This window comes from Arthrobacter sp. sptzw32, from assembly GCF_059089735.1.
On sequence record NZ_JBNHEZ010000006.1, the window covers coordinates 129,705 to 149,089 of the forward strand.

The 19,385-nt window shown below is 61.8% G+C and carries 18 protein-coding genes; 8 read left to right on the forward strand and 10 right to left on the reverse strand.

All coding sequences use genetic code 11. From position 1 onward, the window contains the following. Positions 1-109: 109 nt before the first annotated feature. The 4 genes from AC5RVN_RS13000 (at position 110) to AC5RVN_RS13015 (ending at position 4,143) form a co-directional block, all read left to right on the forward strand. The gene (locus AC5RVN_RS13000; protein ID WP_494138196.1) at positions 110-1,447 is read left to right on the forward strand and encodes an MFS transporter; all 1,338 of its coding nucleotides are present in this window, start codon (positions 110-112) and stop codon (positions 1,445-1,447) included. Beyond that, a complete protein-coding gene (locus AC5RVN_RS13005) occupies positions 1,447-2,355 on the forward strand; it encodes a transketolase (RefSeq protein WP_494138197.1) in 909 nt (302 codons plus the stop codon). The genes AC5RVN_RS13000 and AC5RVN_RS13005 overlap by 1 nt, the downstream gene beginning before the upstream one ends. Continuing rightward, positions 2,352-3,371 carry a transketolase family protein gene (locus tag AC5RVN_RS13010; protein ID WP_494138198.1) on the forward strand — a complete coding sequence of 340 codons (1,020 nt, stop codon included), beginning with the start codon at positions 2,352-2,354 and terminating at the stop codon, positions 3,369-3,371. The genes AC5RVN_RS13005 and AC5RVN_RS13010 overlap by 4 nt, the downstream gene beginning before the upstream one ends. A gap of 112 nt (positions 3,372-3,483) precedes the next feature. Then, positions 3,484-4,143 carry a GntR family transcriptional regulator gene (locus tag AC5RVN_RS13015; protein WP_494138199.1) on the forward strand — a complete coding sequence of 220 codons (660 nt, stop codon included), beginning with the start codon at positions 3,484-3,486 and terminating at the stop codon, positions 4,141-4,143. A 435-nt stretch (positions 4,144-4,578) separates the two neighbouring features. Here AC5RVN_RS13015 and AC5RVN_RS13020 read toward each other — a convergent pair whose 3' ends face one another. The 3 genes from AC5RVN_RS13020 to AC5RVN_RS13030 all read right to left on the reverse strand — a co-directional run bounded on the left by AC5RVN_RS13020 (position 4,579) and on the right by AC5RVN_RS13030 (position 8,006). Next, complete coding sequence (locus AC5RVN_RS13020) at positions 4,579-5,277, reverse strand: alanyl-tRNA editing protein (RefSeq protein ID WP_494138200.1); 699 nt, start codon at positions 5,275-5,277, stop codon at positions 4,579-4,581. Between the two features lie 877 nt (positions 5,278-6,154). Continuing rightward, complete coding sequence (locus tag AC5RVN_RS13025; RefSeq protein WP_494138201.1) at positions 6,155-6,364, reverse strand: hypothetical protein; 210 nt, start codon at positions 6,362-6,364, stop codon at positions 6,155-6,157. A 214-nt stretch (positions 6,365-6,578) separates the two neighbouring features. Then, positions 6,579-8,006: an amino acid permease gene (locus AC5RVN_RS13030; RefSeq protein WP_494138202.1), complete on the reverse strand. Its 1,428-nt coding sequence runs from the start codon at positions 8,004-8,006 to the stop codon at positions 6,579-6,581. Between the two features lie 268 nt (positions 8,007-8,274). On the opposite strand from AC5RVN_RS13030, the gene AC5RVN_RS13035 reads away from it, so the two are divergent. Continuing rightward, positions 8,275-9,402, forward strand: coding sequence for an aminotransferase (locus AC5RVN_RS13035; RefSeq protein WP_494138203.1), 1,128 nt, complete (start codon positions 8,275-8,277; stop codon positions 9,400-9,402). 129 nt (positions 9,403-9,531) lie between these two features. Then, positions 9,532-10,902, forward strand: a complete 1,371-nt coding sequence (locus tag AC5RVN_RS13040; RefSeq protein ID WP_494138204.1) for an NAD-dependent succinate-semialdehyde dehydrogenase — start codon at positions 9,532-9,534, stop codon at positions 10,900-10,902. 324 nt (positions 10,903-11,226) lie between these two features. On the opposite strand, the gene AC5RVN_RS13045 is transcribed toward AC5RVN_RS13040, so the two are convergent. The 3 genes from AC5RVN_RS13045 to AC5RVN_RS13055 all read right to left on the reverse strand — a co-directional run bounded on the left by AC5RVN_RS13045 (position 11,227) and on the right by AC5RVN_RS13055 (position 13,717). Further along, positions 11,227-12,915: a thiamine pyrophosphate-binding protein gene (locus tag AC5RVN_RS13045; protein ID WP_494138205.1), complete on the reverse strand. Its 1,689-nt coding sequence runs from the start codon at positions 12,913-12,915 to the stop codon at positions 11,227-11,229. A gap of 122 nt (positions 12,916-13,037) precedes the next feature. Beyond that, a complete protein-coding gene (locus AC5RVN_RS13050) occupies positions 13,038-13,256 on the reverse strand; it encodes a hypothetical protein (protein WP_494138206.1) in 219 nt (72 codons plus the stop codon). A gap of 77 nt (positions 13,257-13,333) precedes the next feature. Beyond that, positions 13,334-13,717, reverse strand: a complete 384-nt coding sequence (locus AC5RVN_RS13055; RefSeq protein ID WP_494138207.1) for a RidA family protein — start codon at positions 13,715-13,717, stop codon at positions 13,334-13,336. Positions 13,718-13,972: 255 nt separating this feature from the next. Here AC5RVN_RS13055 and AC5RVN_RS13060 point away from each other — a divergent pair, with 255 nt between their 5' ends. Next, the gene (locus AC5RVN_RS13060; protein ID WP_494138326.1) at positions 13,973-14,608 is read left to right on the forward strand and encodes a helix-turn-helix domain-containing protein; all 636 of its coding nucleotides are present in this window, start codon (positions 13,973-13,975) and stop codon (positions 14,606-14,608) included. Between the two features lies 1 nt (position 14,609). Here the strand turns inward: AC5RVN_RS13060 and AC5RVN_RS13065 are convergent, their stop codons facing one another. Next, on the reverse strand, positions 14,610-15,194 hold the full coding sequence (locus AC5RVN_RS13065; protein ID WP_494138208.1) for a helix-turn-helix domain-containing protein: 585 nt from the start codon (positions 15,192-15,194) through the stop codon (positions 14,610-14,612). Between the two features lie 216 nt (positions 15,195-15,410). Here AC5RVN_RS13065 and pdxS point away from each other — a divergent pair, with 216 nt between their 5' ends. Next, the gene (gene pdxS / locus AC5RVN_RS13070) at positions 15,411-16,334 is read left to right on the forward strand and encodes a pyridoxal 5'-phosphate synthase lyase subunit PdxS (RefSeq protein ID WP_494138209.1); all 924 of its coding nucleotides are present in this window, start codon (positions 15,411-15,413) and stop codon (positions 16,332-16,334) included. Positions 16,335-16,383: 49 nt separating this feature from the next. Here pdxS and AC5RVN_RS13075 read toward each other — a convergent pair whose 3' ends face one another. From AC5RVN_RS13075 to AC5RVN_RS13085, 3 genes are read right to left on the reverse strand one after another with little or no spacing between them, the layout of a single operon-like run. Beyond that, positions 16,384-17,733, reverse strand: a complete 1,350-nt coding sequence (locus tag AC5RVN_RS13075; RefSeq protein ID WP_494138210.1) for a M20/M25/M40 family metallo-hydrolase — start codon at positions 17,731-17,733, stop codon at positions 16,384-16,386. Next, complete coding sequence (locus tag AC5RVN_RS13080) at positions 17,730-18,494, reverse strand: amino acid ABC transporter ATP-binding protein (protein ID WP_494138211.1); 765 nt, start codon at positions 18,492-18,494, stop codon at positions 17,730-17,732. Before AC5RVN_RS13080 ends, AC5RVN_RS13075 begins: the two co-directional genes overlap by 4 nt. Beyond that, entirely contained in the window at positions 18,491-19,384 is an 894-nt protein-coding gene (locus AC5RVN_RS13085; RefSeq protein WP_494138212.1) for an amino acid ABC transporter permease, read from the reverse strand. Before AC5RVN_RS13085 ends, AC5RVN_RS13080 begins: the two co-directional genes overlap by 4 nt. Between the last annotated feature and the right edge of the window lies 1 nt (position 19,385).

Sequence of the window (19,385 nt, forward strand, 5' to 3'; positions counted from 1 at the left end):
TCGACTGTTGACATCCCGAATGATCCAAGTCACACTTATCGCACAATGTGTTAACAGTCGACAGTGTCGAAGTGCGAGCTTTGGTCACTCATCGAAAGGGATTTAGCCAATGAGCAACGAAGCTCTCAAAATGCGGGGCCATGTACACGGCACCAAAGACGCAAAGCGCGTCGCCATCGGCTCCGGTGTCGGCGCCGTCATTGAGACGTACGACTTCATCGGCTTCGGCACTGCCGCGGCCTTGTACTTCGGGACGGTCTTCTTTCCCAATACAGACCCGGTGACCGGAACGCTGGCCGCCTTTGCCACGCTCGGCGTTGGTTTCGCTGCCCGTCCTATCGGCGGCATCATCGGCGGACACCTTGGGGACAAGGTTGGCCGCAAGCCGGTCCTGGTGGCCTCCCTGATCCTGATGGGCGTGGCGACCTTCCTGATCGGCCTGCTGCCTACTTATGAGCAGGTGGGCCTGCTTGCACCGGCGCTGCTGGTGTTGGTCCGCATCGTTCAGGGCCTGGCCTTCGGTGCCGAGTGGGGCGGTGCCATCCTGATGAGCTACGAGCACGCACCCTGGAAGTCCAAGGGCAAGTACACCGGCATCGTGCAGGCCGGCTTCCCCGTGGGCCTCCTGCTGGCCAACCTGGTCTTCCTGGTCAGCGTGAACCTCGGTGGCGAGCTCGCCTGGCGCGTTCCCTTCCTGGCCAGCATCATCCTCGTTGCTGTCGGGCTGATCATCCGCGCCAAGGTCCCCGAGTCCCCGGTCTTCGATGAGGTCAAGGAAAGCGGCGCCATCGTCAAGAACCCGATCATCGAGGTCATCAAGACCGATTGGCGCAGCATCGTCCGCGGCATCGGCCTCCGCATTGCAGAGACTGCCGGCTACGCCGTGTCCATCACGTACATGATTTCCTACCTTCACACCCAGCAGCTCGCGGACAAGACCGAAACCCTGGTGGCACTCTGCATCGCCTCGTTCATCGGCATCTTCGCCACCATGGCCTGGGCCCGGCTCACCGACAGGATAGGCCGCCGGCCGCTCTACATCTGGTCCACAGCCTTCGCTCTCCTGTTCGGCATCCCCATGTTCCTGCTGGTCAACACCGGCATGTTCATCTTCGTCATCGCCACCATCGTGATCTCCTACGCCGTCTGCCAGAACTCCCTGGCCGGCGCGCAGGGTCCTTGGTTCCCCGAACTGTTCCAGGCAAAGACCCGCTCCTCCGGCGCCTCACTGGCCTACCAGATCTCCGCGATGGTCTCCGGCTTCACCCCCTTCATCACCACCCTGCTGTTCGTCGCCCTGGGCTGGATGGGCCCGGCCCTCCTCTTCAGCTTCTACGCAGCCATCGGCCTCTGGGCCGCCATTGTCACCCGGGAAACCTGGGGCAAGCGCGAACGCCAGCTCGCTGACGAAGCCACCAACAACACCCCCAACACGGTGAGTGTCTAATGACCACCACAGAAGAAGACCAATTGACTGCCACTCTGGAAACCCCCGCCGCCCCCACCACCGAACGCATTGCCAATGTTTCGGCCGCTGCCTACCGGATCCGGCACCACGCCCTGAACATGGGCGAGGTCCAGGGCCAGGGCTACGTGGGCCAGGCCCTGGGCGCAGCCGATATGCTGGCCACGGTGTACTCTGACCAGCTTCGGTTCCGCGCTGAGGATCCACACTGGGAGGCACGTGACAGGTTCCTGCTCTCCACCGGGCATTACGCCATCGGCCATTACGCGGCCCTCGCTGAAGCCGGAATTGTTCCGGTGGAGGAACTGGAAACCTATGGCTCGGATGATTCCCGGCTGCCGATGTCCGGGATGTCCACCTACACCCCCGGTATGGAAATCTCCGGCGGCTCCCTCGGGCACGGGTTGACCATCGCCGTGGGCATGGCCTTGGGCCTGCGCTACCAAGGCTCCAATGCCCGGATCTTCAACTTTCTTTCGGACGGTGAACTGGACGAGGGCTCTACCTGGGAGGCTGCCATGGGCGCGCACCACCACCAGCTGGGCAACCTGACCGCAATGGTGGACATCAACGCCCTGCAGGCCGACGGCAAGACGGACACAGTGCTCCGCACCGAGCCGGTGACTGAAAAGTGGGAATCGTTCGGCTGGTACACGCAGCGCGTGGATGGGAACGACGTCGGCGCGTTGCTGGCCGCGTTCGACAACGCAGCCGCCCAGGCCGCCGCCGTCGGACGCCCCTCGGTGATCCTGTGCGACACGAAGGTCGGCCGGGGCGTGCCGCTGCTGGAGGACCGCGAGAAAGCGCACTTCATGCGCATCGAAGAACACGAATGGCAGACCTGCCGCGAGCAGCTCACCGCCGGCTACGAAGGAAAGGCTTCAGCATGAGCACCACCACCGAGGCCCCCGACACCACAACAGCGGCCAAGCCGAAGCTGAAGACCTCAGCGATGATCGCCTCCTTCGCCGACCCCGACCAAAAGACGGCGTCCGCGCCGTTCGGGCACGCCCTGGTGAAAGCCGCCCAGGAGAACGACAAGATCGTCGGCCTCACCGCCGACCTGGGCAAGTACACGGACATGCACATCTTCGCCAAAGCCTTCCCGGAGAGGTTCTTCCAGATGGGCATGGCCGAACAGCTGCTCTTCGGCGCCGCGGCCGGCCTGGCCGAAACCGGCCTGGTGCCGTTCGCGTCCACCTACTCGGTGTTCGCCGCACGCCGCGCCTACGACTTCCTCTGCCTGGACGCCGCCGAGCCCAACCTGAACGTCAACATCGTAGGCGGACTGCCCGGCCTGACCACCGGGTACGGCCCCAGCCACCAGGCAACCGAGGACATGGCGATTTTCCGCGGCATGCCCAACCTAACCATCGTTGACCCCTGCGACTCGATCGACATCGAGCAGGCCGTCCCGCAACTGGCAGCCAGTGATGGACCCACCTACCTGCGCCTGCTCCGCGGCAACGTCCCCACCGTCCTGGACGAGTACGACTACACCTTCGAGCTCGGCAAGGCCAAGGTGCTGCGCGGCGGCAACGACGTCGTGTTCATCTCCTCCGGCCTGATGACCATGCGCGCCCTCCAGGCGGCCAAGGCCCTGGCGGCGCACAACGTGGACGTCGCCGTCGTCCACACCCCCACCATCAAACCGTTCGACGCCGCCACCGTCCTCGCCGAGATCAACACCGACCGGCTCGCCGTAACGTTGGAGAACCACAGCGTGGTGGGTGGCCTGTTCGAAACAGTAGCCTCCGCCATCGTCACCGCCGGCGTGGGCAAGCGCGTGGTTCCCATCGCACTGCCTGACCAGTTCCTCGACGCCGGCGCCCTGCCCACCCTCCACGACCGCTACGGCCTGGCTGTGGACCGCATTGTCGCGAAGGTACTCGCCGAGCTCGGCTGACCTATTCTCCACTGCAAAAAGCACGGCCCCGGTCCCGGCCGGTGCCGTGCTTCTGCCGTAGTATCAAAATACGACTGTAAACAGTTGACTTACAACACTGAGGACGGAAGCCATGGCCGGACTGACAGCCCCGCTGCTGGGACTGGAAAAGAAAAGCTTGCGCGAGCAGGCGCTCTCGGCACTAAGGACCGCCATCACCAGCGGCGAACTTACGCCCGGCCGGCACCTGGTGGAAACCGAACTGTCCGACATGCTGCAAATCAGCCGGGGAACCCTGCGCGAGGCCCTGCGTCAGCTTGAACAGGAAGGCCTGCTCTCCGCCGGGCCCCGCGGCAGGCTGTCAGTCCGCCACCTGAACGAGAAGGAAATCCGGGAAATCTACGCGGTAAGGGCCGCTCTGGAAACCCTGGCAGCGCGGACACTATGCGAACTGCCGGACCGGCAGCACGTCATCACCTCGCTGCACTCAGCTATCGACGCCATGAGAACCGCGGAGAAGGAGAGCCTGCAGACTCAAGTCGAAGCGGACCTAAACTTTCACCGCACGCTTTGCCGGGTTACCGGCAACGACACGCTCCTCCATACTTGGGAATCCTTGGAAGGATCTATCCGGATGTCCATCATGTACGCAGGGCTCGAAAAGGGCGTCAAAAACATGAGCGTCGACCGGCACCATGACATCGTGGCCGCCATCGAAACCGGTGATGTGTCCCTGGCCCGGAAAACCATCAGGGAACACATGGAACAAGCGGCTGACAACCTCGTCGCTTAAGCACATTTTTGTCCCAGACCTCGACAGAAAAGGGCCCTGAGCGGAAACCCGGCCTGCGCACCTCAGCCGCTCCCCACCTTTTGGAACCCCGATAACAGGACTGCCGTCTACCTGTCCAGGCTCAAACATTTCCCTTCGCACGGTCATGGAGGACGGCTGAAGACACGTCGCCCCCAGGAAGGCTCGACGGCGTATCTTGTGAGCTATTGACGCGCTTGCTGGCTGGAAGTTGCAGCCACACGGTGATTCAGCGCCGAGACGCGGGCTGGCTTAGGGGAGGGATGCCAGCAATCGACGCGCACCTAGGCAACGATGCCGATATATGTAAAAGGTGCACCTTTGCCTTGGACAACTCAACGTTCCTTGAATTTGCACCAGCCAGGTCACAGCAATTCTCCCCAGAATTCCTGCGGCGCCCAGGTTCCAAGTCTTTGGTTAGGCGGCCCAGCGGACAGACGTTTTCATGGTCACCACTTTTCCGCCTTCTACGTCTTCGGCGCCGAGGCTGATGGTGATGGAGGATAACTCTGACAGGTTCGAGAGGTGGGTTCCCCCGCAGGGTATCCGGACTTCCTGGTTGTCCAGGGTAGCAATCCAGTGGCGGCGGTCAGTGAGCTTTTCTCCCTCAGATTCAATCCGGACTGGGGCTCCTGCCGCCCGCCATCGTTCTAGGAGTGCATTTGTTTGCTGCTCGATTGCTCCGAGGTTTTCGAGGAATTCTGCGGCGTTGAAGCCTTTACGCCGCAAGGACTTGCCCAGGCGGTACACGTCGACTGAGGTGAGTTCGTTGATGGTTGACGTGTCGATGGCGGCCGCGTCAAAGTTCGGGTGCCCCAGCCCGTCGGTGGGCACGTCCTTTGACCACAGGTGTGCCACATGGGCGTTGAGCGCCAGGGAGGCGACATGGCAGGCCGTGTGGCCTGCCGAAAGGGCCCTCCGGTTTGCGACATCAATTGAGACGGCAGCTGTTGCACCGTCCTTAATCTTGTCGTCGCTGTCGATGATGTGGGCTGCGAAAAACGTCCAGCCTTCTGAGCCCTTCTTGACGCTCACATCCGTCCCCAGCTGCAGCTGGGTTCCGTCGGTGGCCCCGACAACACAGTCCACGATCGAGTAGGATCGGGCGTCTATCACTAGCTGGCCTTTGTCCGGTCCCTGATCAGGCCAGGCTGCATCAGTGGGATGGCATGCAGTTGTATCCAATATGACAGCCTGGCGCCCTTCGCCCACGGGAGCGGTGTGTAGCACGGTCCCGGTTGATGTCATCGCCCCTGCAGGATAGCTGACAGTTGTTTCGGTGAGCGGTCGGGACAAGATGTTTCCTTCATCAGTAGAGCTATGGATGACGTGCCTTGATGCAAGGTCACTGCCATCGACGGTCTCCGGCACGGGGAAGCGGCTTCATTGGCCGCGGGACACAGTACGAATCTGCCAGCCGTCCTGTTGACGGAATGTTCGTGAACCTCTTCCGTAGGACAGCCTAAGCCGAAGGGCGCTTCGAGCAGCGAATATATCTTCGACTACTCCGCGTGAAACGACGAGGCCGGCATCGAGCACGTCAATCTCGTCCCCGGTTCTGAGTCGCTTCCAGTCGAAGGTTTCCATAACCAGTTTCCCCACGGTGTCCTCCTTAGCTTCTTCGCAGGTTCCGCCGTTAGGAAGAATGGGGGACAGTTACCTTCCTTTTAGGATCGACAGCATCGCCAGGTCGCGGGCAACGGCTGCCTTGGCGTCCCCGCTGCTGGCATCCCATCGGCCTGTAGTTTTCCTTTGATGACTTGGTGAGGCGGGGCCCCTGCTGCTCGCCCTTGGACTGCCCTTTCGAGTCAGGTCACCGTTTTCAGCGGACGGGATTGGGTCGTAGAAGATCGCATCCGTGCTCTGCCGGCCTGGAGCCACGTGTGGAGGCAGGCACGGCAGACTCGCGGCAGCGAGTTCGGAAGGCTGTGGGACGGCACTTGGATCCATGGCGCCATGGACAACCGTTCCCGGCATCACTGGCAGTTTTCTGCTAGCACTCACAACGCTCCCTGGTTTCCCCGAAAGGGACTGATTCGCTGAGGGCCACGGTGAACATTTCCGGGCTGTGGCGTGTGACGAGGATGCCGTGGCGCTTGGATGTCAGTGCCTTGGGCAAGGCAGAGGCGACGGCCAGATCGAGTTGTTGGTCCAGGGTCCCCCGGGCGGTGACTCTGACGGTCGTCGAAAATGCGGTGGTCATGGCTAGGTGCTTTCGTTTTTGGTCGTTGGCAGCCGGAGGCTTGTGAAGAAGGCTGGTGTTTGGTGGAGGTAGCGGGTACCGGAAGTCCCTGAGCGGTGTCTCTGTATGTTCACACCACGGCGTTCGGGGCCCCTTATCGCCAAGACTTCTTGGGTTGAGGGGTCGATTGCCGTAAATGATTCGCGCCCGGTGCTGCTGCATGCTTTTCAGGGCTTCACTGCTGGGTTGCGTGCTCCAGGGTTTTGTTGAGCCGGGAGTTTTTCACGGAGTACGCGAAGTAGAAGATGAGGGCAAAGCCGGTCCAGCCGATGAAGGCCAGGAGGGTCTGCGGGCGGAGGTCTTTGATGATCCATAGGCATCCGGCGATCGCCAGGATGGGTGTGAGCGGGTAGAGCGGAACCTTGAACGGGGCGGTAATGCCGGGGCTTTGTTTTCTTCGGACGATGACCGCCACCGCTACGACGAGGAAGGCTACCAGTGTGCCTACGCTGGTCATTTCGGCGAGGAAGTTGATGGGGAGAAGGCCGGCCAGGACGGCCACTGCTGATCCGGTCAGGACCGTGCCGGCGATGGGTGTTTTTGTCCTCGGGTGTACCTTGGCGAAGGTTGGCGGAATCAGGCCATCGCAGCTCATCGAGTAGAAGATACGGGTCTGGCCGTAGAGGACAACCAGGGTGACGCTGAAGATGGAAACCACGGCTGCGACTGCCAGGACCGTGCCGGGCCAGGTGGCGCCGGTGACGGCCTGCAGTATTGCTGCGAGCCCGGCTTCCTGGCCTTCGAACTGATCCATGCCCTGGGCACCGACTGCGACGAGGGCGACTGTGACGTAGAGGGCGGTGACCGCTCCGAGGGTGATCAGGATGGCCACGGGCATGGTGCGGGCAGGGTTCCTGGCTTCGTTTCCTGCAGTGGAGACGGCATCGAGTCCGATGTAGGAAAAGAAGATGATGCCTGCTGCGCCGGTGATGCCGGCAAGGCCCATGGGGGCGAAGTCTGCAAAGTTGTTTTCGTTCCACCCCGTGATCCCGATGATGATGAACATCAAAAGGACAGCGATCTTGATCATCACCATGATGGCGTTGGCCTTCGCCGATTCGCTGGCACCGCGGATCAGCAGCAGAGTACACAGCACAACCAGGATGACGGCCGGGAGATTCACAGTTCCTCCGGCTTCCGGGGCGCTTGAGAGTGCCTCGGGGATCCGTACCCCGAACAGGTTCTCGAGCGCCTGGTTGAGGTATTCGGACCAGCCGACGGAAACCGCGGCGGCAGAGACGCCGTATTCGAGCAGGAGGCATGCTCCCACGCCCACGGCAGGCAGTTCCCCCAAGGTGGCGTAGGCGTAGGAATACGAGGATCCTGATGCGGGCATGACGCTGGCCATTTCGGCGTAGCAGAGGGCAGTCAGTCCGGCGACAACGGCGGCGATCACAAAGGACCAGATCACTGCCGGGCCGGCGACGGGAACTGCTTCCGAGAGGACTATGAAGATACCGGTTCCGACAGTGGCACCTATGCCGAGCATGGACAGCTGGAACACTCCCATGCTTCGGGTGAGGGACTGCCCCCCGATGGATGAACTGCCGTCCTGTTCTTCGGGGGTGGTCTTACGGAAGACGGCGTGAAGGAGTGGAGGCATCTTTGGCATTCCTAAAAGTCTGGTGAACGGGCCAGCTGACCGCGCTGGGTCCCAAGGGTGGTGGAAATCACCCCCGGCATAGTAGACATATATTGCTCATAAGGGCAATAAAAGCCCTAGCCCTCCGCCTCCGATGCAGTATTAAAACTCAGATTCTTGACAGGTAGTGCCCACTTGGGCAATATAAGTAACAGCACTGGTGAGCGTTGGGTGCTCATTCTTAGACAACCCGTATGGCGCGCGTGTGCCATCGAACTTTGGAGCTGCCATGAAAATCAAGGACTTCGGCGTCGAGATCTGGATGAACAAGTACGAGAACGACTGCGCCTACAACCTCGCCGAGACCTGCGTCGAGTCGCTGACGGTTGATCAGTTGTTGACGTTGGCTGGGCGCAAGGAAAGCTTCATGGCCGAAATCCTGCCGATGAAGCTCACTTACGGGGCGATTGAAGGCTCCGAAGCCTTGCGGGTGCAGATCGCCGGCCTGTACGAGACCCTGAAGCCGGAAAACACCATCACGACCCACGGCGCCATCGGCGCCAACGCCCTCATCCATGAAACCCTGGTCGAACCGGGCGACGGCGTGATCTCGGTGCTGCCGACCTACCAGCAGCACTACTCAATTCCTGAGAGTTATGGCGCCAACGTCCAGCTGCTGAAGCTCCGCCCGGAGAACGGCTACCTCCCGGACTTGGATGAGCTGAAGTCCATGGTCGATGCCAACACCAAGCTCATCGTGTTGAACAACCCGAATAACCCGACCGGTTCCGTCATGGACCGGCAGATGCTCGAATCCATCGCCGATATTGCCTCCACTGTCGGGGCGTACGTTCTGTGCGACGAGGTCTACCGCGGAACAGCCCAGGACGGAGACGGCTTCACGGCCTCCATCGCCGACGTCTACGCCCGCGGCATCAGCACCGCCAGCATGTCCAAGTCCTTCTCCCTCGCCGGACTCCGTTTGGGCTGGGTGGCCGGGCCCACGGAAGTAATCGAGCGCGTCGCAATCCGTCGTGACTACAACACCATCAGCGTCGGCATGATCGATGACGTCCTGGCCCGCATCGCACTGGAAAACAAGGAGACCATCCTCGAGCGTTCCCGTTCCATCGTGCGCACCAACCTGGCCATCCTGGATGAGTGGGTCCAGAAGGAGCCCTCAATCACCTACGTCAAGCCTGCCGGGGGTACCACGGCCCTGCTGCAGTACAACACCGACGAGCCCTCGGCCGAGCTGGCGGAGGCACTGCTGAAAGAAACCGGTGTGCTCATGACACCGGGCAGTGCCTTTGATCTGGAGGGCTGCCTCCGGATCGGTTACGCCAACAACGAAGAAGTTCTTCGTGCCGGTCTTCCCAAAGTCAGCGAGTTTTTCGCGCGCCGCGCACAGGCATAAATACTTCTCCGGCCGGGGCGGACTCCTCCCGGCCGGAGAGCCCACCAAGAACGACCCCCGCAAACGCAGGATCCGCCCGAAGCGCGCTTAACGCCTGCGCAGGTTTCCGGCCCTAAAGAAGTGAGCTCCATGACCGACTACCAGGTGATCAACCCGGCCACGGGGGAGCGCAGCGCCCCCTTTCCCGCTATCAGCGACGCCGAGCTACGGAACGTCATCTCCGCAGGAGATGATGCCTACAGAAACTGGGGCAGGAACAGCACCGTACAGGAGCGCGCCGGGCTGCTGGGCCGTATTGCGGAGCTGCACCGAAGCCGGCGGAAAGAACTTGCCGATATTGCAGTGGCAGAGGTCGGTAAGCCGCTCTCCCAGGCACTGAGCGAAGTCGACTTCACGGCTGACATCTACGATTACTACGCCAATAATGCAGAGAAGTTCCTCGCTGACGAACCCATAGATCTTTTGGTCCCCGGCGGCAGCGCCTTCATCCGGAAGAACCCGATCGGGGTTCTGCTGGGCATCATGCCCTGGAACTATCCCTACTATCAGGTGGCCCGCTTCGCGGCACCGAACCTGCTGCTGGGAAATACCCTCATCCTCAAGCACGCCCCGCAGTGTCCCGCCTCTTCGGCAGCCATTGAGAACCTGATTCACAGCGCCGGCGCTCCTGTCGGGGCGTTCGCCAACGTCTATGCCAGCAACGATCAAATAGCTGATGTCATCGCCGACGCACGCGTGATGGGCGTCTCCCTCACCGGCTCTGAACGCGCAGGTGCTGCGGTAGCCGAAATCGCGGGACGGCATTTGAAGAAGGTTGTCCTTGAGCTTGGAGGGTCGGACCCGTTCATCCTCCTGTCCACTGATGACCTGGACCGGGTCGTCGAATCAGCCGTCTCGGCCCGCCTGGAAAATAACGGACAAGCCTGTAACGCCGCCAAGCGATTCCTGGTCATTGACGAGTTGTTCGATGCATTCACTGACCGTTTTGCTACCGCTCTCGAACGCGTGAAACCCGGTGACCCATCGCGTCCGGAAACCATCCTGGGCCCTGTTTCCTCCGGTGCTGCAGCACAACGGCTTCAGGAACAGCTTGACCTTGCAGTCTCCCACGGGGCCTCCGTGGTCACCGGGGGAGACCGGTCCGGAACCTTCTTCCCCGGGACTCTCCTCAGGGGTTTGGATACGGAAAATCCGGCCTATCAGGAAGAGTTCTTCGGACCCGTCGCCTCGATACACAAGGTCTCCTCCGAGGCCGAAGCGATAGCGGTCGCTAACGACAGCGTGTTCGGGCTCGGAGCCTACGTCTTCACCACAGATTCAGACCAGGCCCTGCGGGTAGCCGACCGGCTGGAAGCCGGCATGGTGTTCCTCAACGGGGTAGGCGTCGAATCACCCGAGCTGCCCTTCGGAGGGGTCAAACGCTCCGGCTTCGGCCGGGAACTCGGCCGCTACGGGGTTGAGGAGTTCGCAAACAGAAAGCTCATCCGCACAGTCTCCTGACTCGATTCCTCACCGAAGGCTCCACCCACTACGGGTGGAGCCTTCGCCGTACCCGCGCTGATGCGGCCTTCGGACCCTGAAGATTTCCGACCTCTTCCCACCTAAACACTGACAACCGGGCACTTCCGCCAGCTACCTACAGGCTCCGTGCCACGGGGTCCGAAGATCCCCAGTCTTTCACCGTCCCGGCAGGCATAGGCAGTTTTTCCTTCCTGCGGCCCGCTCCAGCAGGCAATACCGACGTTGGGGGAGGGAGAGTCATGAGAAAGGCAGAGCCGCCCATCCTGGCATCAGGATGGGCGGCTCTGCATGGCTCAGGTAGCTTCAGTCCGTGGACAGGTGGGTGGGGGCGAACATTTTCAGGAGGGTTTCCACCACGATGACGTTGGGCCCGTCCGATGCGAAGCCAGCCCTAAGTGCCTCGCCCACGTCCTCGGCTGCCACCTTTGTGGCGGGCACGCCGAAGGCTTCGGCGAGTTTGACGAAGTCGGGGCGGGCAAGTTCGGTGGCGGTTGCCTTGCCGAAGGCGCCCACCATGTATTCGCGCAGGATGCCGTAGCCGCCGTCGTCGACGATCAGCCAGGTGACGGGGGCGTTGTGCTGCTTTGCGGTGGCGAGTTCGGAGATGGAATACATCGAGGAGCCGTCACCCGATACGGCGAGCACCCGGCCTTGCTTGCCGAGGGTTTCCAGTCCCACTGCGGCGCCGATGGCTGCGGGGAAGCCGTAGCCCAGTCCGCCGGCTCCCTGGGCTGAGTGGAACTGGCCTTCGCGGGCGTCCCAGCAGCTCCAGCCCCAGTAGGAGGCGATGGTCATGTCCCAGAAGGTTTGCATGTCCGCGGGGACGGCCTCGCGGATGTCCGCCATGAATTTCAGTTCCTTGCCAAGGTCCTGGGATTCCAGGCGTGCTCTGACCTTCGCCAGCGACTCCTTGACCAGGTCCTCCGGCGCGGTGCCGTGCCAGTGTGGCCTGGTTTCTAGAGTCTCAATCACCAGGGCTTCGTCCAGCGCGGCGAGGGCTTGACCGGCGTCGGCGCGGATCCCCAGACCTGGACGGTTTGATTCCAACACGCGCGGTTCGGCGTCGATCTGGATGATCCTGCCGCGGGGCTCAAACGTAAAGTAGTTGGACGTGACCTCACCCAGGGACGAACCGATCACCACCAGGACGTCGGCGTCCTCGAGTAGGTCGGTCATGTGCTGGTCCTCGATCCAGGACTGCAGGGACAGCTCATGGTTCCAGGGAAAGGCGCCGTTTCCGCCCGGGGTGCAGATCACGGGGGCTCGGAGTTTTTCGGCGATTGAGAGCAGGGACTTCTCTGCCCGGCCCCGCCGGGCGCCGCCGCCGGCGATAATGGCGGGGCGTTCCGCAGTCTGCACCCATCTCACTGCTTCGCGGACCAGTTCCACCCGGGGCGGGTTGTCCGCTGCTTCGGCCAGGGCGTCCTCCACCGGCGGGACCATAATCGGGTCCAGCAGGACGTTCTGCGGAATCTCCAGCCAGACAGGTCCCTGGGGCGAGGAGATTGCTTCGGTCCAGGCGTCCTGGATGGCCGAGGGAATGCCGGACGCGTGCTGGATCAGCCGCTGGCTCTTGGTGACGTTGGCGGCCGAAGCTTTCTGGTCATCGAGCTGGTGGAGCATTCCCTTGCGTCGGGCGCCCAGTCCCTCGAGCGGGATTTGGCTGGCGACCACCACCATGGGAACGCCAGTAGCGTACGCTTCCTGCAGCCCGGCCAGTGAGGTCAGCGCGCCCGGCCCGGTGGAGAGGAAGAGGACCCCGACCTCCCCGGTGGCCCGGGAGTACCCGTCCGCTGCGAAGGCTGAGTTGTTCTCCACCCGCGAGGAAACAAACTCCAGGTTGCCCCGGCCCATAGCGTCAAAAAGCCCCAGGGCGTGCTGCCCCGGGATGCCAAACACAGTCCTGGCGCCCAGCGCCTCCAAGGTCTCGACGACGAGGTCCCCGCCGTTGCGGGATCCCGTGCCTGGAGTGGGTGGGTTTTCTGCGTTCATAGTCTCATTCCGGTTTGTGGTGGCGGAGGGGTTGGGTCATGCCCTGCAAGGTGAACCGTTACGGTCCTTCTCCCCTTGGTGGGTTCGGGCTGCAGGAAGCGGCGTTGCCTGGTGCCGTCGTGTTAGTCCTTGATCCGGTATCCGTCGTCGGCATGAAATATGCGCCGGTGCTGCGGTACGGAGGTGATCCAGACGATTTTTCCGTCGTGGGTGATTGCGTCAACGGTGCCTTCGACGGGCAGTTGGGTCTCGTGGGCGAGGACGACGTTCTGTCCCTCAGACAACTCGGCCCATCCGTCACGGCTGTTCCTGGAGGCAGGATTGCTGGTTTCAGTTGCCATGGTTTCAGCTTCCGTGGGTGGCCCGGAGGCCCGCGCCATCGGCGCCAGGAGACATGGATGGCACGGGCGCCTGGGGATCAGTGCGAGAGTACGGCCAGCGCGTCGATTTCGACCAGCGCGCCCGGGGCGAGCTGGGCACCAACAGTTACGCGGGCGGGGAAGGGCTGCGGTACAACCCTGCTGTATGCGCCGTCGAAGGCATCGAAGTCATCGTCTGAAGCGAGGTAAACCCGGGTGATCAGCACATCAGCCCATGTTGCTCCTGCGTCCTTGAGGAGAGCTTCGATCTGTTTGAGGCTCTGTTCTGTTTGCTCTGCGATTCCAGCGGCGAGAATTGATCCGGTCGCGGGATCGATGGCGAGTTGCCCGGAGAGCTGCAGGAATGGCCCGATCTGCTTGCCCTGGCTGTAGGCACCGACCGCCGGTGGAGCTGTGGGCGTGTTGATGATTCGCTGTTCCATATATCTCTTACTTTCTCAAAGCGGAAGGCCGCGGGCGGGAGGGGCAGGCGACTGGCATCAACGTGGATGAGCGCTAGCCATAAAGAGCAATATACTGCACAACGCTCCGACGTGACAACCCAATTCTTTGACCCTCGCCCCGAACTTTTCTCTGCACTTTTTACGATGTTGCGCGATAACGCACCACTTCCCTATAGGAATTCAGGGTTAGGAGCGGAGAAGCGATGCGCAATATAGTGTGCGCTTGTGTGCGAAATGAATTCCAGGAAGGTTCCTACTGGGGCACCCGCCGGGCTCCCTTTGGCAGAGCTCCTAGGGCAGCGCTTCCGGCACCGGCGCGTCCGTCTGGGGCTTAGCTTGACCAGTGTTGCAGAAGCAGTGGGATTGGGAGTCAGTTCCCTGAGCAACATAGAAACCGGACAGCGTAATGCCAGTCTGCCGGTTGTCCTGCGCCTGTGCAGGGCTCTGTACTTGCGTGTGGAGGAGGTGCTGGACACGAATCCTGAGACGTTGGGGTGGCAGGGTCCGGGGTTGCGCGGCAGGGAGGGGGAGGTGAAGGAGCTGTCGCTGCAGCTCCTTACCGACCCTGGGGAGTCCCGTGTCGCGGTGATCAGTGCCACCCTCCCCTTGGGACACCAGTGTTCCCTTAACGGTGCGCCGGCAGGAGTTCTGACAGTTGTTCAGAAGTCCGGATGTTCGGTCATCCGGTCTGAGAAGGATGAGGAAGTTCTCCGGCCAGGCGATGCACTGACTTTCCGCCGACGGAGTCCCGCGATCTGGCTCAGCGTGGAAAGAGGACATTCGACAGCCCTGTGGGTCATCGCTCCTGGCGGCGATTGGCGGCATACTTTCGGGGCAGTCCGCAGCGGTAACGGAGCCTTGCGATGTTAGGTCAGGGAGTGTTGATTACTACGATCCGCACAAAGCTGACTTCTTCTGCGGAGGTGTTGATGTAGGAGTAGGCGCGGTCGGTGGCAATTCTGGCCACTCCGCCCTTTCCCACCGAATAGCTTGTGCCGTCCACGGAGAGGGCCAGCGTACCGTTGACGACGGCGAGAATCTCTTCTGATCCAGCCGGGTCCGGTTCAGCGTCGTACCGGTCCCCGGGCGCCAGAGTCCAGTCCCACATTTCTGCAGGGCCCTGGCTTTTGGTCGTGGTGAAAACGCGCCCCCGGCTTCCCTGCTTGGTGCCCTGCCAGACGGTGGACGCTTCGTCCGCGTGCAGAAGCTCGACGGGGCTGTCCGCGCGTGTGCGGACCAGTGAGGAGAATTCAACGCCCAGTGCTCTGGCGATTTTATCGAGCGTCACCAGAGAGGCATTGGCGGTTCCGGCTTCTATGGCTGTAAGCATCCTGCGGCTTACGTCCGACCGCTTCGCCAGATCCGTCACGGATATGCGTTGGGCGGTCCGGAGCTTCTTGATAGTTCCGCCGACCAGCGCAATCAGGGACTGCCCCGCGACATCGACCTCTGTCATTGATCCATCCTGCGCTCGGGTGAGTGATAAAGTGCTCAGTTTGGAGCATATCAGGTAGGCCGCTTCTTCTAGCCCAACGCCTGGCAGCTTCTTGTGGCGCTTCCATCGGTACATCTATACTGCCTATGTGAGCAATTTATTACTCACATAAACAAACCTTTCCTATGGCCAGCGTCCTACGCTGTCCAGATCTCTGTTCACATCAAGGAGTCTCCAGTGTCCGCACCTTTTAACTCGCCCGATTCTGCGCCTGGGGCTGGCCTTACGGGCAGCAGCCGTGTGAAGCGGGGCATGGCTGAGATGCTCAAGGGCGGCGTCATCATGGACGTCGTTAACGTCGAACAGGCCCGCATCGCCGAAGATGCCGGTGCTGTTGCTGTGATGGCGCTGGAACGCGTTCCGGCCGATATCCGTGCCCAGGGCGGCGTCTCCCGGATGTCCGATCCGGACATGATCGACCAGATCATCGATGCTGTGTCCATCCCGGTCATGGCCAAGGCCCGGATCGGCCACTTCGTCGAGGCGCAGGTCCTGCAGTCCCTGGGCGTGGACTACATCGACGAGTCCGAGGTCCTCACCCCGGCCGACTACGTCAACCACATCGACAAGTGGAACTTCACCGTTCCCTTTGTCTGCGGTGCTACCAACCTCGGTGAGGCGCTGCGGCGCATCAACGAGGGCGCGGCGATGATCCGTTCCAAAGGCGAGGCCGGCACCGGTGATGTCTCCAACGCCACCGGGCACATGCGCCAGATCCGTTCCGAGATCGCCAAGCTCGCAGCCCTGCCCGAGGACGAGCTGTACGTCGCGGCGAAGGAACTGCAGGCCCCGTACGACCTGGTCAAGGAAGTTGCCGCTGCCGGCAAGCTGCCCGTGGTCCTGTTCACCGCCGGCGGCATCGCCACCCCGTCCGATGCTGCCATGATGATGCAGCTCGGCGCTGACGGCGTGTTCGTCGGTTCCGGTATCTTCAAGTCCGGCAACCCCGCCCAGCGCGCGGCCGCCGTCGTGAAGGCCACCACCTTCTTCGATGACCCCGACGTCATCGCCAAGGCCTCCCGCGGCCTGGGCGAAGCCATGGTCGGTATCAACGTCGACGAGATCCCGCAGCCGCACCGCCTCGCCGAACGAGGCTGGTAAATAAAGCCAGTGGAGCGCAGTCCCGGATTTTCCCGGGGCTGCGCTCCTGTCATGTATTGACGTGCCCGTGGCCGGTCAGCAGTCGGTAGAGGACCCGGGCACCAAAGATCAGGGACTCCACCGGCACTCGCTCGTCCGTCCCGTGGAACATTGAAGAGAACGAGTAGTCCGGCGGTAACTTCAGCGGCGCAAATCCATAGCCTTGGATCCCAATCGAGGCAAAGGATGCGTTGTCAGTAGACGCTGATGAGGTGTAGGGCACGATTTTGCACCCGGGATCCTCGGCGGCGAGAGCGGTCTGCATCTGTGTGACAAGGCTGGAGGCGGGATTGGCTTCGTCTGCCTCTGTCAGATCAATGACGTCCACTGAGATGTCCGGGCCGAGGACGGAGGCCAACTCATAAAAGAAGTCCTCCTGGTACCCGGGGATGAACCTTCCATCCACGAGGGCTTCTGCGCTGTCGGGTACGACGTTCAGGGACTTTCCGGCCCTGAGGACGGTGGGGTTCGCGACATGCCGCACGGAAGAGGTGAGCATGCCGGCTACTGGTGCCAGGACGCTGCCGTCCAGAGATTGCGGATCGCCGAGGATCCCCGGGGCTCCCAGCCGTTCCAGGGATTCCGTCATTTCGGAGGATACCTTGGTCAACCGCAGCGGCCAGCGGTGCTCACTCAGGCGCGCTACCGCGGAGGAGAGGATGCCGATGCTGTTCTGTGTGTTGGTGATGGACCCGTGGCCCGCCCTGCCCCGGGCTGTCAGGCGAAGCCATGCCACGCCCTTCCGGCCGGATTCGAGCAGGTAGATCCGCTGGTCCGGCCGGACTTGGACGGAAAACCCCCCGACCTCGCTGATCGCTTCGGTGCAGCTGTCGAACATGTCCCGGTGGTTGTTTACCAACCACCGGGATCCCAGGGTGAAGGCGTTTTCCTCATCCGCGGTGAAGGCAAGCACCAACTCGCGCTGGGGCCGTACGCCCTGCCGGTGCATTTCGCGCACTGCCGTGAGGATCATCGCGACCATGTGCTTCATGTCAATCGAACCCCGTCCCCAGAGGTATCCGTCCAGGATCTCACCGGCGAACGGATCAACAGTCCAGAGTCCAGGGTCGGCGGGGACGACGTCGAGGTGACCGTGGACGAGCAGCGCCGGTCCCGGTCCTCCCGGCACTCGGGCAATGACATTGCTGCGCCGAGGAACAGGTTCCAGGAGGCTCGACTGAATCCCGGCTTCAGCGAGTTTGGTCGCGACGTACTCAGCAGCATCGCGTTCCCCCGGCCCTGACGAGTCGCCGTAGTTGGAGGTATCGATACGGATCAAGTCCCTGCAGATGTCGACAACTTCTTCAAACCCGGATGACTGCCGCCCGGATACTCCAGGCAGGGGAGACGCTGCTTTCACAGCACCCGGGACAGGAAGGATTGGGTGCGTTCGTGCTGGGGGCTGAGGAGCACTTCGTCGGGGGTGCCCTGTTCGACGATGATGCCGCCGTCGAGGAACACGACCTGGTCGGCGGCCTCACGGGCGAAGCCCATCTCATGGGTCACGACGACCATTGTCATCCCCGAGGCTGCCAGGTCCCTCATGACTTTCAGGACTTCTCCGACGAGCTCGGGGTCCAGGGCCGAGGTTGGTTCATCGAAGAGCATCAGTTCGGGTTTCATCGCAAGTGCACGTGCGATTGCGACGCGCTGCTGCTGGCCGCCGGAGAGTTGGGACGGGTAGTGGTGTGCCTTATTACCCAGCCCCACCTGCTCAAGGAGCTCGTGAGCCCTCTTTCGGGCGCTGAGAGCCGACTCCTTGAGCACCATCCGGGGGGCTTCCATGACGTTTTCCACGGCTGTCATGTGGGGGAAAAGGTTGAATCTTTGAAACACCATGCCGATTTTGGACCGTTGCCGGGCGACGGCACCGTCATCCAGCTCGTGAAGGATTCGTCCTTCCTGTCGGTAGCCTACGAGGTCACCGTCAACGTAGAGCCTGCCTGAATCGATGCGTTCGAGGTGGTTGATGCACCGAAGCAGGGTACTTTTGCCTGAACCGCTGGGCCCTAAAAGGCAGGTAACGTCACCGCGCCTGACGGTGAGGTCGACGCCTTTCAGTACTTCGTTATGTCCGAACTTCTTGCCGACGTTGTCCGCGAGGACCATGGTGTCGTTCATCGTGCTCCTCTTTTCAGTCTTGGCGTGGCAGTAGGGCTCACTCCTCGGCCAAATCTCTTTTCCATTTGGCTCTGCCCGATGGACAGCAGCGTGGTGACGATGAGGTACCAGATGGAAGCGACAACCAGCAGGGGAATGACTTTGTAGTTCTGTGCGTAGACCTGCTGAAGGTTGGTCATGAGGTCGTTGCCGGCAATGACGGACACCAGGGCGGAGGTCTTGAGCAGGGAGATCACTTCGTTGCCCATCGGCGGCACAACGACGCGCATGGCCTGGGGCAGGATGATCCGTCGCATGGTGATGGCCCGGTTCATTCCCAATGCCGATGAGGCTTCACGTTGTCCCGAATCGACGGACTGGATCCCGGCCCTGACAATCTCGGAAGCGTAAGCGGCTTCATTGAGTCCCAGGGCGAGGATCGCAGCTGTCGTTGAATTGATCAGCGCGGACGTGGGCGAGGAGAAGAACACGGTGTCCGTGAACGGAATACCGATGGTGATGGAGGGGAAGAAAGCCCCGATGAAGCCCCAAAAAATGATCTGGACCAGCACAGGGATGCCGCGGAACACTGTCACGTAAGCTCCGGCCACGGCCCGCAACACCCAGTTATGGGAAAGGGTCATGATGGCAATGATCGTGCCGCCCACCAGGCCGATGATCATGCTGACCACGGTCAGGTAAAGGGTGACCATGAGGCCCCGGATGGTCAGCTCGGCAAAGAGATACGCGCCAACTGTGGGCCAATCGAGATTGGGATTGGTCGCAAAGATCCATGCGATCCCGGCGGCAGCCAGGCCGATAAGGACCGCAGCAACGGTACGCCAGGGGTGCCGCTGCCGCCGTACTTCGAAGTCGTCCACCCGGCGCTCATTTTGTACGCTTACCGACATC